Source organism: Cryobacterium sp. Hz7, from assembly GCF_004402815.1.
Classification (GTDB): Bacteria; Actinomycetota; Actinomycetes; order Actinomycetales; family Microbacteriaceae; genus Cryobacterium; species Cryobacterium sandaracinum.
Genome location: NZ_SOFB01000057.1, coordinates 107,622 through 121,730, shown reverse-complemented (window position 1 = coordinate 121,730; position 14,109 = coordinate 107,622). Strand labels below are relative to the sequence as shown.

9 protein-coding genes and 1 tRNA gene are annotated in these 14,109 nt (G+C 66.3%); 2 read left to right on the top strand and 8 right to left on the bottom strand.

From position 1 onward, the window contains the following. Nucleotides 1-20: 20 nt before the first annotated feature. Nucleotides 21-2,699, bottom strand: a complete 2,679-nt coding sequence (polA, locus tag E3N86_RS15560) for a DNA polymerase I (RefSeq protein ID WP_134415121.1) — start codon at nucleotides 2,697-2,699, stop codon at nucleotides 21-23. 56 nt (nucleotides 2,700-2,755) lie between these two features. Between polA and E3N86_RS15555 the strand changes: the two genes are divergently transcribed. Then, complete coding sequence (locus E3N86_RS15555) at nucleotides 2,756-3,232, top strand: hotdog fold thioesterase (protein ID WP_104100542.1); 477 nt, start codon at nucleotides 2,756-2,758, stop codon at nucleotides 3,230-3,232. A gap of 19 nt (nucleotides 3,233-3,251) precedes the next feature. On the opposite strand, the gene E3N86_RS15550 is transcribed toward E3N86_RS15555, so the two are convergent. Next, complete coding sequence (locus E3N86_RS15550) at nucleotides 3,252-3,857, bottom strand: ANTAR domain-containing response regulator (RefSeq protein WP_104100541.1); 606 nt, start codon at nucleotides 3,855-3,857, stop codon at nucleotides 3,252-3,254. A 38-nt stretch (nucleotides 3,858-3,895) separates the two neighbouring features. On the opposite strand from E3N86_RS15550, the gene E3N86_RS15545 reads away from it, so the two are divergent. Beyond that, nucleotides 3,896-3,981, top strand: a tRNA-Leu gene (locus tag E3N86_RS15545). Nucleotides 3,982-4,090: 109 nt separating this feature from the next. On the opposite strand, the gene E3N86_RS15540 is transcribed toward E3N86_RS15545, so the two are convergent. The 6 genes from E3N86_RS15540 to gltB all read right to left on the bottom strand — a co-directional run bounded on the left by E3N86_RS15540 (nucleotide 4,091) and on the right by gltB (nucleotide 14,010). Then, nucleotides 4,091-4,570: a hypothetical protein gene (locus E3N86_RS15540; RefSeq protein ID WP_241980496.1), complete on the bottom strand. Its 480-nt coding sequence runs from the start codon at nucleotides 4,568-4,570 to the stop codon at nucleotides 4,091-4,093. Then, a complete protein-coding gene (locus E3N86_RS15535; protein ID WP_134342449.1) occupies nucleotides 4,567-5,487 on the bottom strand; it encodes a DUF6545 domain-containing protein in 921 nt (306 codons plus the stop codon). Before E3N86_RS15535 ends, E3N86_RS15540 begins: the two co-directional genes overlap by 4 nt. Before the next feature lie 122 nt (nucleotides 5,488-5,609). Then, on the bottom strand, nucleotides 5,610-6,104 hold the full coding sequence (locus E3N86_RS15530) for a hypothetical protein (RefSeq protein ID WP_104100539.1): 495 nt from the start codon (nucleotides 6,102-6,104) through the stop codon (nucleotides 5,610-5,612). 322 nt (nucleotides 6,105-6,426) lie between these two features. Then, the gene (pyk, locus tag E3N86_RS15525; protein ID WP_104100538.1) at nucleotides 6,427-7,872 is read right to left on the bottom strand and encodes a pyruvate kinase; all 1,446 of its coding nucleotides are present in this window, start codon (nucleotides 7,870-7,872) and stop codon (nucleotides 6,427-6,429) included. A 110-nt stretch (nucleotides 7,873-7,982) separates the two neighbouring features. Continuing rightward, on the bottom strand, nucleotides 7,983-9,440 hold the full coding sequence (locus E3N86_RS15520; protein WP_134342450.1) for a glutamate synthase subunit beta: 1,458 nt from the start codon (nucleotides 9,438-9,440) through the stop codon (nucleotides 7,983-7,985). Continuing rightward, nucleotides 9,433-14,010 (bottom strand): glutamate synthase large subunit, encoded by a 4,578-nt coding sequence (gene gltB / locus E3N86_RS15515; protein ID WP_134512254.1) that lies wholly within the window; start codon nucleotides 14,008-14,010, stop codon nucleotides 9,433-9,435. Before gltB ends, E3N86_RS15520 begins: the two co-directional genes overlap by 8 nt. Between the last annotated feature and the right edge of the window lie 99 nt (nucleotides 14,011-14,109).

Below are 14,109 nucleotides of genomic sequence, written 5' to 3'. Positions count from 1 at the left end.
GGGCGGCTGGTAGTCGCTGCCTAGTGGGCGGCGGCATCCCAGTTGTCGCCGCGGCCGACCTGCACGTCGAGCGGCACCAACAGGTCCGCTGCGGTCTCCATCCGGTGCGTCACGACCTGGCGGAGCGCATCCCACTCCCCCGGGGCAACCTCAAAGATCAGTTCGTCGTGTACCTGAAGCAGCATGCGCGACTCCAAATTGCCGTCGATCAGGTCCACGGCGATCCCGTTCATCGCGATCTTCATGATGTCGGCGGCCGACCCCTGGATCGGCGCGTTGAGGGCCGCGCGCTCCGCGTTCTCGCGTACGACCCGGTTGGCGCTGTGCAGCTCGGGGAACGGGCGGCGGCGGCCGAATATGGTGGCCGTGTAACCATCTATTTTGGCCTGCTCGACGACATTGCGCAGGTAGTCGCGTACCGCGCCGAACCGGGCGAAGTAGTCTGTGATGAGCTGCTTGGCCTCCTTCGTCTCGATGCGCAGCTGCCGGGACAGCCCGAAGGCGCTCAATCCGTAGGCCAGGCCGTAGGACATGGCCTTGACCTTGGAGCGCATCTCGTTCGTGACGTCTTCCGGCGCCACGCCGAACACGCTTGCGCCGACGAACCGGTGCAGGTCTTCGCCGGCGTTGAAGGCCTCGATCAGTCCCGCGTCGCCGGAAAGGTGCGCCATGATGCGCATCTCGATCTGCGAGTAGTCGGCGGTGAGCAGGCAGTCGGCCCCGTTGGCCGCGTGGAATGCGGCCCGGATGCGGCGGCCCTCCTCGGTGCGCACCGGGATGTTCTGCAGGTTGGGGTCGGTGGAGGAGATCCGACCGGTGGCCGTGCCGATCTGCACGTACGTGGTGTGGATACGTCCCGTCTCGTCGATGGCCTTGTCCAGGGTCTCCACGATCTGGCGCAGCTTGGTGGCGTCGCGGTGCTGCAACAGCATGTCAAGGAACGGATGCGGGTTGCTGGCCTGCAGGTCGGCCAGAGCCCCGGCATCCGTGGAGAACCCGGTCTTGTTCGCCCGGGTCTTGGGCATGCCGAGCTGGTCGAACAGCACCTCCTGCAACTGCTTGGGTGAACCGAGGTTCACCTCGCGGCCGATCTCGGCGTAGGCGCCGGCGGCCAACCCGGCGGCGCGCTCGCCCAGCTGGCCGGACAGTGCCGACAACTGGTCATGGGAGACGGCCACGCCGGCCAGTTCCATGTCGGAGAGTGCCAGCAGGGTGGGCATCTCGATGGTGGTGAGCACCTCGCGGGACCCGTCGTCGAGCATCGCGTCGATGGCCGCGGCCACCCGGAACGTGTACCAGGACTCCACCGGCACGCCCCCGGCCTCGTTCTCGGCCGGGATCAGCTGGTTGGGGTCGGTCACCGGCAGGGTTTCGCCCAGGTATCGCAAGACGAGGGTGGCGAGGGTTTTGTCCGGCACCCCGGGGCGCAGTAGCCAGCCCGCGATCAGGCTGTCGAACACCAGCCCCGAAAAGTCCAGGTTGCTGCGGCGGAGCGCCTTGATCTGGCTCTTGGCGTCGTGCATGATCTTGGGCGAGTCGCTGGCCAGCCAGGCCTCGAATGCGAGGTAGTCCGTGCGTCCGGGCTGCCAGGGCAGGTTTACCGACTCGGTCGGTCCGGACACTCCGAAGCCGATGGCCTTGCCCTCGTGTACCTCGACGGAGAGAGCGAGGCCCTGCGGGGAGGCGACCGTGGCCCGGGCGATCCACGCGGCCAGCTCCTCGTCGAGCAGGTCCTGGGCGGCGGGGGCCTGAGGCGCGGCGACCAGCACTTCCTCCGGCACGACCACGGCGACGCCTCCGGTCGCGCCGGCGCCCTCAAGCTTGATCACGCGGTCAAGCAGGGTGCGAAACTCGAGCCGACCGAACACAGCGCGCACGGCCGGTTCGTCGATGGGGCGCCGCACGAGGTCGGGGAGCTCCACCGGGAGGTCAAGGTCGGTGACGAGGTGGTTGAGTCGCCGGTTGCGGATCGCGTTCTCTTTCTGCTCGCGCAGGTTGTTGCCGACGACGCCCTTGATCTCCTCGGCGTGTTCCAGGATGCCGTCGAGGCTGCCGTAGAGGCCGAGCCATTTCACGGCGGTCTTCTCCCCCACCTTGGAGATCCCGATCAGGTTGTCGCTGGTCTCGCCGACCAGGGCCGCGACATCCGGGTATTGTGCCGGCTCGATGCCGTACTTCTCGCGCACCCGGGCCGGGTCGTAGCGGGTGAGCGCCGAGACGCCCTGGCTGGCCGGGTAGAGCAGGGTGACGTTTTCGTTGACGAGTTGGATCGTGTCCCGGTCCCCCGAGACCACCAGGACATGGAAGCCTTCCTGGTTGCCGCGCACGGACAGTGTTGCGAGGATGTCGTCGGCCTCGAAGTCTTCCTTGGTCAGCGTCGTGATGTTCATCGCAGCCAGGGCCTCCTGCAGCAGCGGCACCTGCCCGATGAACTCGCTTGGCGTGCTGGCCCGCGTGCCCTTGTAATCGGCGTATTCGCGCGTTCGAAAGGAGAACCGCGAGATGTCGAACGCCACGGCGATGTGCGTGGGCTTCTCGTTGCGCAGCAGACTGAGCAGCATGGACAGGAACCCGTGGATGGCGTTGGTGTGCTGCCCGTCGTGGGTCTGGAAACTGTCCACGGGGAGGGCGTGGAACGCCCGGTAGGCCAGGGAATGGCCGTCGATGATCATCAGGGTAGGCTTTTCGGAATCTGACACAGAGATAGCCTACAAGCGTCATCCGGCGCGGGCAGGTGCAGCGACCGAAGGTGACTATGATCCAGCAGACCACGGACGCCCTCGAGTGGGTCCAGCAGCGGGGAGCCGGCTCCCTGGCCGAAAAGATGGGCATCGAGTTCGTCGAGTTCACCATCGAGCGCGCGGTGGCACGGATGCCCGTCGAGGGCAACACGCAACCGGCGATGCTCCTGCACGGTGGCGCCTATGTCGTGCTGGGCGAGTCGCTGGGCTCGATGGCCGCCAATCTGCACGCCGGTCCCGGCCGCCTGGCGGTGGGGATCGAGATCAATGCCACGCATACCCGGTCGGCGACGTCGGGCTTCGTCACGGGTGTCTGCACGCCGGTGCACCTGGGCCGTACGCTCACGACGCACGAGATCGCGGTCACGGATGATCAGGGCCGGCGCTGCTCGACGATCCGGATTACCAATCTGATCAAGGAACTGACGAACCGGCCCGAGGCGCAAGACCCGAGGCTTGAAAAACGGCCAGGCATCAACCTCGAAGGGTGATCTGCCCGGCTGCCGAAGGTTACTTCTTGGCGCTGAGCTGCTCGATAATCGCCTGGGCGACGTCGTGCATGGTGAGCCGGCGGTCCATGGACGCCTTCTGGATCCACCGGAAGGCCTCGGGCTCGGTGAGCCCCATCTTCTCGTTGAGCAGGCCCTTGGCCCGGTCGACGAGCTTGCGGGTCTCGAAGCGCTCGACGAGGTCGGCCACCTCGGCCTCGAGGGTGATGATCTGGCTGTAGCGCGACAGCGCGATCTCGATGGCGGGCAGCAGGTCGTTCGGGGTGAACGGCTTGACCACGTAGGCCAGCGCGCCCGCTTCCGTGGCGCGCTCGACGAGTTCTTTCTGGCTGAACGCGGTCAGCAGCACGACGGGGGCGATGTGCGCCTTGGTGATGCGCTCGGCCGCGGAAATTCCGTCGAGGTGCGGCATCTTCACGTCCATGATGACCAGGTCGGGCCGCAGCTCGGTGGCCAGGGCGACAGCGGTTTCTCCGTCGCCGGCTTCACCGACCACCTCGAATCCGGCGTCACGGAGGATTTCGACGATGTCGAGGCGGATGAGGGACTCATCCTCGGCAACGACAACGCGGCGAGGAGGTACTGGGGTGGAGTCTTGGTCGGTCACGGGGGAAAGCCTACGGTATTCTGGAGCAGGTGTTGTGAGCCGGTGTGGCGGAATGGCAGACGCGGAGCACTCAAAATGCTTTGTTCGCAAGGACGTGTGGGTTCGAGTCCCACCACCGGTACCAACACCCCCAGGCAGAAATTTCCGCCGAGTCGGGCCGTTTCGGCTCTGCCGGGGCGTCAGCGCCAGTCGGCGCATCGGCCAGCCCGTCAGCCCGTCAGCCCGTCAGCCCGTCAGCCCTCAGCGGGTCGCGCGGCATCGCCGCGCTGCATGTCCTCTTCCAGGAGCGCGGTGATCGACCGCAGCGTCTCCGGGGACACATCCCCGAGCGTGCGTGCCGCGAAGTTGACCACGCGCTGGGCACGCAGGCTTTTCACGAACGCGAGCTGGGAATCGACGCGGTCGGGGAGGTCGCAGTCAGAGCCCAGCAGGTACTCCGGCGGGATACGGAAGAACTCGCCGATGCCCGTGAGCAGGTCGACGTCTGTCACGAGAGGCCCGTCCCCGGTGATCATGTAGGCCCACCGGGCTCGGGAGAGCGACAGGCCCCGCGCCTGCAGTCCCGCGGCGATCTGCTTGTAGGTGTGCGGCGTGTTGCCCTCGGCGACGACCACGTCAAGCAGGAGGTTGAGCTTGCGTGCCAGTTCCCGCTGCGGACTGATCGGTGCGCCGGGGATGCTGGGCCCGTCGTCGGCTGCTCGCGGGTCAATCACGATGTGTGGTCCTGTCGGGGTGTCGCGGGGCGGGCAAGGGTGGTGACGATCGAAGCTGCGGCGGGGATGGCCCGCACGTGGTTCTCGGCGGCGTTGATCAGTGTCCGTTCAGATACCGTCAGGCTCTGGTCTGGGTTGAGGAGCAGGCTATCCCGCACCTCGACGTAACGCCGGTACAGGTGAGCGCCGGGAGCCCGCACGAGGAGCAGCCCGACGCGCGAGAGGTCGCGCTCGATGCTGAGCTCCGGAGATCCGGCCAGCAGGCGCTCCCACAACGGAGTGATCTGCCACAGCAGCACCCGGTTGCGGCTGGTCTTCGCCAGGGCCTGGATACCCACTTCCATGGCAGTCAGACCCAGACCCAGGCCGAGGCAGACGGGAGCGGTGGCGAGGGCGATGTGGTAAGCGGTGTAGGGCCACCCGTCAAAGGAGAAGTCCGGACTGAGAAGGGCTGCGGTCACGCTCGCGAAGCTGACGATCGTGTAGACCAGAACCCCGAGGCAACCGAGCACAACGAGAGCGAGAGACGCCCGAGTGATCAACCGATGCTGAAGGCGTAGATCGGACGCGCATGCCGCACCTACCGACACGGAGAAGAGGGCCATCGCAATCCACGTGGTGGACGAGTAGGCGGCGAAATCCCAACGATTCGGAAAAGCCTCGTGGATCTGGTCTCGAAAACGCCAGTCTCCGCCGAAGAATAGGACAGCTTGGGCGGTGACAATTGCGCCGGTGACGAGTGCGGTCACCTGATTCCTACGCCGCGTGAGACCGCCCACGGACACGGCCTCCTGCACGATGCCGTCCAGGAGACCAATGGTAACGATCGCCGTTGCATGAAAGCTGAAGTAGGCGACGTTGTCCCCACCCAGTAGTCCGTCGACGGCGTTGTACACGACGTAAGGCTGCAGGGTCATTGTCGTCCCGAAAGCAACGAGGACCCAGAAGAGACGGCGACGACGACCGCGAAGGAGTGACGGCACGCACAATATTGTGGCGATCCAGATCAACGCCGACACCGATAGCAGGATGATCTGCACTACAGCACCCGGCCGAAACCGGTTCGGGGGCCGTTGGCCGTTTCGGCGCTGTCTCCGAACATGATCAGGGCCAGCCGGTCGCCGATCGCCTCGGCCAGGGCTTCCTGCTCGTCGGTGAAGTTGCTGCGGGACAGCGCGTATGCGATCGAGTCGAGCGGGATGAGGGGTGCGAGCAGCGCGACCCGCTCGGCCGGCATCAGCTGCTTCTCATGCCGCAGGATCATGTGGCCGAACTCATGGTTGATGAACTGCTGGCGGTGCACGGCGGAGTCCGTCGGCGCATGGTGGATGCGCTCGAAATTCTCCCCGGCGACCTCGATCCACAGCCCGCAGACTCCGGATTCTACGAGCCGCGGACTCGCCGCACGAATCAGGATCGCCTTGCCGCGCAGACCTTCCATGTACCGGTGCAGCGTCGCGGCGGTCAGCGGACGCGGGAGGGTGAGGGTGGCCACCAGTTCGCGCGCCCGCTCGGTGCGTGCTTCGTAGTTCACGTCCTGCTCCCCCCTGTGCGCCGCTGTCCCGTGGCGCCGGACCGTGACATTAGACATGTCCAACAGGTGCTAGCCTGAAATGAGGTTGGACATGCCCACGCTACCGGGTCGGGGGACCCGCGCACGCCACGGACCGTCCAGTCACGCTCCGGTTCGGAGTGTTCACGCGCACAGCCTCATGGGCGACACTGAAGGGGAACAGGGTGTCGCCCGGGGGCGGTGGGTCACAGAATCACGGCGCTCGGCTGTGCCGCGCAGATTTGACAGCACGAGAAAGCCCCGCCACCCGAAGCCGGGCGGCGGGGCTTTCTCCGTCGCGGCGCTACTTCTTCGCGTACGCCGGGTGAACTTCATTGTGGGCATCGCCGACGCGGTGCACACGGATGTCGTTCGTGGAACCCGCGATGCCGGGAGGGGAACCGCTGATGACGACGACCTTGTCACCGAGCTGTGCCAGACCCTGGCCCAGCAGGATGTCATCCACCTGTCCGAACATGGCATCCGTGTGGGTGACCCGGTCGACCAGGTAGGTCTGGATGCCCCAGGTGAGGGCCAGTCGACGACGGATACCGGGCTCCGGGGTGAAAGCCAGCATGGGGATCTTCGACCGCAGCCGGGACATCCGTCGGGCCGAGTCACCGGACTCCGTGAAGATGCACAGGAACTTCGCTTCGACGAACTCGGCGACCTCGATGGCGGCGAGGGTAATCGCACCGCCCTGGGTACGCGGCTTGTTCGTCAGCGGAACGATACGCTCCAGGCCGTGGTCCTCGGTCGACGCGACAATCCGCGCCATCGTCTGGACCGTGACGACGGGGTACTCGCCGACGCTGGTCTCGCCACTGAGCATGACCGCATCCGCGCCGTCGAGCACGGCGTTGGCGACGTCAGACGTCTCCGCGCGGGTCGGCACCGGGCTGTGGATCATGGACTCGAGCATCTGCGTCGCCACGATGACCGGCTTGGCCATGCGACGAGCGAGCTCGACCGCCTGCTTCTGCACGATCGGAACGGCCTCGAGCGGCAGCTCCACGCCCAGGTCGCCACGGGCCACCATGATGGCGTCGAACGCGTCGACGATGCCCTCGAGGTTCTCCACGGCCTGCGGCTTCTCGATCTTCGCGATCACGGGAACGCGGCGTCCTTCTTCGGCCATGATCTCGTGCACGCGGGTGATGTCGGCGGCGTCCCGAACGAACGACAGCGCGATCAGGTCCGTGCCGAGGCGGAGACCCCAGCGCAGGTCGGCCTCGTCCTTTTCGGACAGGGCCGGCACGTTGACGGCGACACCGGGCAGGTTGATGCCCTTGTTGTTCGACACCGGGCCGGCAACGATCACCTTGGTCGTCACGACGGTGTCGTTCGTGGCCACCACCTCGACCTTGACCTTGCCGTCGTCGATCAGCAGGAAGTCGCCGGGCCTGACGTCCTGGGGCAGGCCCTTGTACGTGGTGCCGGAGAGTTCCTTGGTACCCAGGATTTCTTCTGTGGTGATCTTAAAAATGTCTCCGAGGGCAAGTTCGTAAGGGCCGCCTTCGAATTTTCCGAGACGGATCTTCGGTCCCTGCAGGTCGACCATGACGGCGACGGCACGACCGGAGTCGTTCGCTGCTTTGCGTACATTCGCATAAACACCCTCGTGGACCTGGTAGTCCCCGTGGCTCAGGTTCATCCGGCAGACGTCGACACCGGCATCGATAAGGGCACGAATTTGATCGTAGCTGGCTGCTGCCGGCCCGAGCGTGGCGACAATTTTGGCGCGTCTCATTCTGAAAGAACTCCGGTTTCCGCGCTGTTTCGGCGCATATTCTCTGTTGATGGTTGGGAGATCACGGGGTGGTGGATCTCTTGGAATCGAATCACTGGATCAGTGACCAATCAGATTGCGAAGGCATGATCGGACGGTTTGACCGGTGCAGGCAGTTGCGTCTCGCCTTCGAGGAATTTGTCGACGGCTGCCGCAGCAGCCCGACCTTCGGCGATCGCCCAGACGATGAGCGACTGGCCACGGCCGGCATCACCAGCAACGAACACGCCTTCATGGCTGGTCTGGTAATTAACGTCACGCTCGACATTACTCCGCCCATCGACCGGCACGTGCAGCTGGTCGGTCAGCTCGCGTGATTCAGGACCGGTGAAGCCCATGGCCAGGAGAACCAGATCCGCAGGGATCTCGCGCTCCGTTCCGGCCTTGGGCACCCGGCGTCCGCCCAGGAATTCGGTCTCGGCCACGCGGATGGCGCGCACCTCGCCCGCTTCGTTGGCCAGGAATTCCACCGTCGACACCAGGTACTCGCGGTTGCCGCCCTCTTCGTGGGCGCTCGACACCTCGAACAGCGTCGGTGACAGCGGCCACGGCTGGTGTTCCGCCCGTTCCATGCCCGGTTGGCGGCCGATGGCGAGATTCGTGACGGATGCCGCGGCCTGGCGGTGCGCGGTACCGATGCAGTCGGCGCCGGTGTCGCCGCCGCCGAGTACGACCACGTGCTTGCCCTCGGCGGTGATCTGCTGGTCAACAGTGTCGCCGGCGCCGACCTTGTTCTGCTGCACGAGGTATTCCATGGCGAAGTGCACTCCGGGCAGGTCGCGCCCGGGGATCGGCAGGTCGCGGGGTACCAGGGCCCCCGTGGCGACCACCACAGCGTCATAGCGGGCCCGGAGGTCATCCCAGGTGATGTCGACCCCGATGGTGACGCCTGCTCGGAAGCGGGTGCCCTCGGCCGTCATCTGGCCGAGTCGGGTCTCGAGGTGCTTCTTCTCCATCTTGAAGTCCGGGATGCCGTAACGTAAAAGCCCGCCGATCCGGTCGTCGCGCTCGAAGACCGCCACCGTGTGACCGGCCCGCGTGAGCTGCTGCGCGGCCGCGAGGCCGGCCGGGCCAGAGCCGACGACCGCGATCGTCTTGCCGGTGAGGCGTCCGGGCGGCTGGGGCTGCACCCATCCGTTGGCGAAGGCCTGGTCGATGATGGAGACCTCAACCTGCTTGATCGTGACCGGCGGCTGACTGATTCCGAGAACGCAGGCCGACTCACAGGGTGCCGGGCAGAGACGCCCGGTGAACTCCGGGAAGTTGTTGGTGACATGGAGACGTTCGATGGCCTGTCGACCCTCGTCCCGCCAGGTGAGGTCGTTCCATTCCGGAATGATGTTGCCGAGCGGGCAGCCCTGCTGACAGAACGGCACACCGCAGTCCATACAGCGGCCGGCCTGGCGTTTCAGTTGCGTCGCGTCGCCCTGCTCGTAGACCTCTTTCCAGTCCATCAGACGAACGGATACGGGACGGCGGGCCGGAAGCTCCCGGTCCGTGGTCTTGAGGAATCCTTTCGGATCAGCCATTGGTTGCCTCCAGAATGCGGTTCCAAACGACGACGCCATCGGGGTCGAGGCCCTCGTCGACGGCGATCTGCCTGGTTGCCAGGACGGCCGCGTAGTCGCGCGGTAGCACCTTGACGAATGTGGACATGGTGGTCTCGAAATCGGCCAGCAGCCGGGCCGCCAGGGCGGACTCGGTCTGGTCATGATGCTGTCCGAGCAAGTCGCGCACGATCTCGCGGTCCGCGCCGCCGAGCGGCAGAAGTGTGAGTTCGCCGGAGTCGAGGGCCTGCCGGTTGACATCCTCGGTACGAAGACCGTAGACGTAGGCGGTTCCGCCAGACATACCGGCACCCAGGTTGCGCCCCGTTTCGCCCAGGATGACCGCCAGTCCCCCGGTCATGTATTCGAGGGCGTGATCTCCGACGCCCTCGACGACGGCGGTGGCCCCGGAGTTGCGCACCAGGAAGCGTTCGCCCACGATGCCGCGGATGAACATGCTGCCCTGGGTCGCGCCGTAGCCGATGACGTTACCGGCGATCACGTTCTGCTCGGCCGGGAACAGGCTGCCCCGGTCGGGTCGCACGATGATCTGGCCACCGGAGAGACCCTTGCCGACGTAGTCGTTGGAGTCACCCTCGAGCCGCAGGATGATGCCGCTCGGCAGGAACGCGCCGAAGGACTGTCCGGCGCTGCCGGTGAGGGTGACGTCGATGGAACCGGACGGCAGCCCGTTCTCGCCGTGGCGCACGGTGACCTCGTGGCCGAGCATGGTGCCCACGGCCCGCTCGGTGTTTCGGATGGGCAGGGAGATCGAGACCTGCCCACCATGTTCAAGCACACTGGCGCTCTGCCGGATCAGTTCGTTGTCGAAGTGGAGCTCAAGTTCGTGCTCCTGAGGGCGACCGGACTGCCGGGGCTCCCCCGCGGAGAAGTCCGGACCGACGAGGATGGGCGACAGGTCGAGTCCGGAGGCCTTCCAGTGCGTAAGCGCCCCGTTGACGTCGAGCACCTCCCGGTGGCCGATGGCCTCGTCGAGGCTGCGGAATCCGAGCTCGGCGAGGTACTCGCGCACCTCCTGAGCGATGAACTCGAAGAAGTTGATCACGTGCTCGGCCTTGCCAGTGAAACGTTTGCGCAGCTCGGGATTCTGGGTGGCCACCCCGACGGGGCAGGTGTCCAGGTGGCAGACGCGCATCATGACGCAGCCCTCCACGATCAGCGGGGCGGTAGCGAAGCCGAACTCCTCGGCGCCGAGCAACGCTCCGATGATGACGTCACGGCCGGTCTTCAACTGGCCGTCGACCTGCAGCACGACCCGGTCGCGCATCCCGTTGAGCATCAGGGTCTGCTGCGTTTCGGCCAGGCCGAGTTCCCAGGGGGTCCCCGCGTGCTTGAGGGAGTTGAGCGGGCTCGCGCCGGTTCCGCCGTCGTGACCGGAGATGAGAATGACGTCGGACAGGGCCTTGGCCACTCCGGCGGCGACCGCGCCGATACCGGACTGGCTGACGAGCTTGGTGTGGATGCGTGCGGTCGGATTCGCCCGCTTCAGGTCGAAGATCAACTGTTTGAGGTCTTCGATCGAGTAGATATCGTGGTGCGGGGGCGGCGAGATCAGGCCGACGCCGGCGGTCGCGTGCCGGGTGCGGGCGATCCACGGGTAGACCTTCGTGGGCGGCAGCTGGCCGCCCTCGCCGGGCTTGGCTCCCTGCGCCAGCTTGATCTGGATGTCGTCGGCGTGGGACAAGTACATGCTGGTCACACCGAACCGGCCGGATGCCACCTGCTTGACGGCGCTGCGTCGCTCCGGGTCGAGCAGGCGGTCAAGGTCTTCTCCACCCTCACCGGTGTTGGACTTGCCCCCAAGGCGGTTCATTGCGATGGCGAGGGTCTCGTGCGCCTCGGCGGAGATCGATCCGTAGCTCATCGCCCCCGTCGCGAAGCGCTTCACGATCGAGGAGATCGGTTCCACCTCGTCCAGCGGCACGGGGTGGCGCTTGCCGGTGGTGAAGGTGAACATGCCGCGCAGCGTCATCAGGCTCGTCGCCTGGTCGTCGACGAGTTTCGTGTACTCGCGGAAGATGTCGTAGCTGCGCGTGCGGGTGGAATGCTGGAGCCGGAAAATGGTGTCCGGGTTGAACAGGTGCGGAGACCCGTCGCGGCGCCACTGGTACTCACCTCCGGTCGCGAGGCGTTCGTGCGCGGTGACCGCGGCATCCTCGGGGTAGGCGGCCCGGTGCCGGGCCTCATTCTCGGCCGCGACCACCTCGATGCCGATGCCGCCGAGCTTGCTCGTGGTGCCGGTGAAGTACTGGTCGATGAATTCCTGGCTCAGTCCCACGGCCTCGAAGGTCTGCGCGCCGGCGTAGGAGGAGACGGTCGAGATCCCCATCTTGGACATGATCTTGAGCACGCCCTTGCCGAGGGCCTTGATCACGTTGCGCACGGCCTGTTCGGGCGTGCCGGTCGTGATGTAGCCACTGCGCACCAAATCCTCGCACGTTTCCATCGCAAGGTACGGGTTCACGGCGGATGCGCCGTAGCCGATCAGGAGGGCGACGTGGTGCACCTCGCGCACATCGCCGGCCTCGACCACGATGCCGACCTTCATGCGGTTCTCGGTGCGGATCAGGTGGTGGTGAACCGCGGCAATCATCAGCAGCGACGGGATCGGGGCCAGATCCTTGTTGGAATCCCGGTCGGACAGGACGAGGAACATCGCGCCGTCGTCGATGGCGGCGTCGGCCTCGGCGCACATCTCCTTGATGCGGGCCTCCAAGGCGTCCGGCCCGTCTTCGAACCGGTAGAGCCCGCGAATGGTCCTGGTGGTGCGGCTGCCCGGCGCGGTGTCGATGTGCTGGATCTTCGCCAACTCGTCGTTGTCGATCACGGGGAAATCGAGCACGACCTGCCGGGCGTGCTCGGGGCCCACCGAGAGGAGGTTGCGTTCCGGACCGAGCCCGAGCTTGAGGGAAGTGACAACTTCCTCGCGGATCGAGTCGAGCGGCGGGTTGGTCACCTGAGCGAACTGCTGCGTGAAGTAATCGAAGAGCAGCCGGGGTCGGTCGCTGAGCACGGCGATGGGGGTGTCGGAGCCCATCGCGCCGAGCGGTTCCCCGCCGAGGCGAGCCATCGGCGCGAGCAGGATGCGCACCTCCTCCTCGGTGTAGCCGAAGGTGCGCTGGCGGCGCACGACGGATGCCGGCGGGTGCACGATGTGCTCCCGCTCGGGCAGATCCTTGAGGTTGATGCGCCCGGCGTCCAGCCAGGTTCCCCACGGCTCGCTGGCCGCGAGGTCGGCCTTGATCTCGTCGTCTTCGATCAGGCGTCCGGCGACCGTGTCGACCAGAAACATCTTGCCGGGACGCAGGCGGCCCTTACGCACCACCCGGTTGGGGTCGATGTCGAGCACCCCGATCTCGCTGGCGAGCACGACGAGGCCGTCGTCGGTGATGAGGTAGCGGCCGGGGCGCAGCCCGTTGCGGTCGAGGGTGGCGCCGACGAGGGATCCGTCGGTGAACACGATCGCGGCCGGGCCGTCCCACGGCTCCATCAGCATGGAATGGTACTCGTAGAACGCACGGCGTTCGGCGTCGAGGTCGGTCTGGTTCTCCCAGGCCTCCGGCACCATCATCATGACGGCGTGCGGGAGCGAACGCCCCGACAGGCTGAGCAGCTCAACGACCTCATCGAACGAGGCCGAATCGCTGCCGCCGGGGGTGACGATCGGGAGCAGCGGCGCCAGGTCGCCGAGCAGGTCGGATTCGAGCTGCGACTGGCGCGCCTGCATCCAGTTGCGGTTGCCCTGAACCGTGTTGATCTCGCCGTTGTGCGCGATCATGCGGAACGGCTGCGCGAGCGGCCAGGACGGGAACGTGTTGGTGGAGTAGCGGGAGTGCACGAGGGCGAGCTTGGAGACGAAGCGCGGATCGGACAGGTCCGGGTAGAACGGCTCCAGCTGAAGCGTCGTGACCATACCCTTGTAGACCACGGTGCGACAGGACAGTGAGGCGAAGTAGATCTCCAGCTCGCGTTCGGCACGCTTCCGCAGCCTGACTGCCTGGCGGTCCAGCGCGATGTCGCCGAGCGTGTCGCCGGCCTCGGTCGTGCGGGCGCTCTGCACGAACAGTTGCTGGATGGCCGGCATGGCCGCGCGCGCCAGGGTGCCGACCTCGTCGGGGCGCACGGGAACTTCGCGCCAGCCGAGGATCACCAGTCCCTCTTCGAGGGCGATCCGGTTGATCTGACGCTTGATGCCGCTGCGCTTGGTGGGATCGATCGGCAGGAACACATTGCCGACCGCGTAGCGGCCCGCCGCGGGCAAGGCGAAATCGGTGACCGACCGCAGGAACTCGTCGGGAACCTGAGTGATGATGCCCGCGCCGTCTCCGGTGCCGGCATCCGATCCGACCGCACCGCGGTGCTCGAGGTTGCGCAGCGCGTCGAGGGCGAGGGTGATGATGTCGTGCCCGGCGGTGCCCCGAAGCGTGGCAACCATGGCGAGGCCGCAGGCATCGCGCTCATCGGCCGGGTTGTACAAGCCCTGCGGCTTCGGCACTGCGCTGAAGCGCGAGAAGAGGGGTGTTTGCGGCATTGGACCGTCCTCACAAAAGTAACTGGCGAGTGGGGACGACGCTGGCCCGCTCAGGTAGACATGTGCGCGGCGGCCCGTCATACCGGGTCACAAGCCGTG

Excerpts from the sequence above, each read along its gene's own strand:
- E3N86_RS15555 (WP_104100542.1), top strand. The coding sequence starts at position 2,756 with ATGATCCAGCAGACCACGGACGCCCTCGAGTGGGTCCAGCAGCGGGGA.
- E3N86_RS15535 (WP_134342449.1), bottom strand. The coding sequence starts at position 5,487 with ATGACCCTGCAGCCTTACGTCGTGTACAACGCCGTCGACGGACTACTG.
- pyk (WP_104100538.1), bottom strand. The coding sequence starts at position 7,872 with ATGAGACGCGCCAAAATTGTCGCCACGCTCGGGCCGGCAGCAGCCAGC.
- E3N86_RS15520 (WP_134342450.1), bottom strand. The coding sequence starts at position 9,440 with ATGGCTGATCCGAAAGGATTCCTCAAGACCACGGACCGGGAGCTTCCG.
- gltB (WP_134512254.1), bottom strand. The coding sequence starts at position 14,010 with ATGCCGCAAACACCCCTCTTCTCGCGCTTCAGCGCAGTGCCGAAGCCG.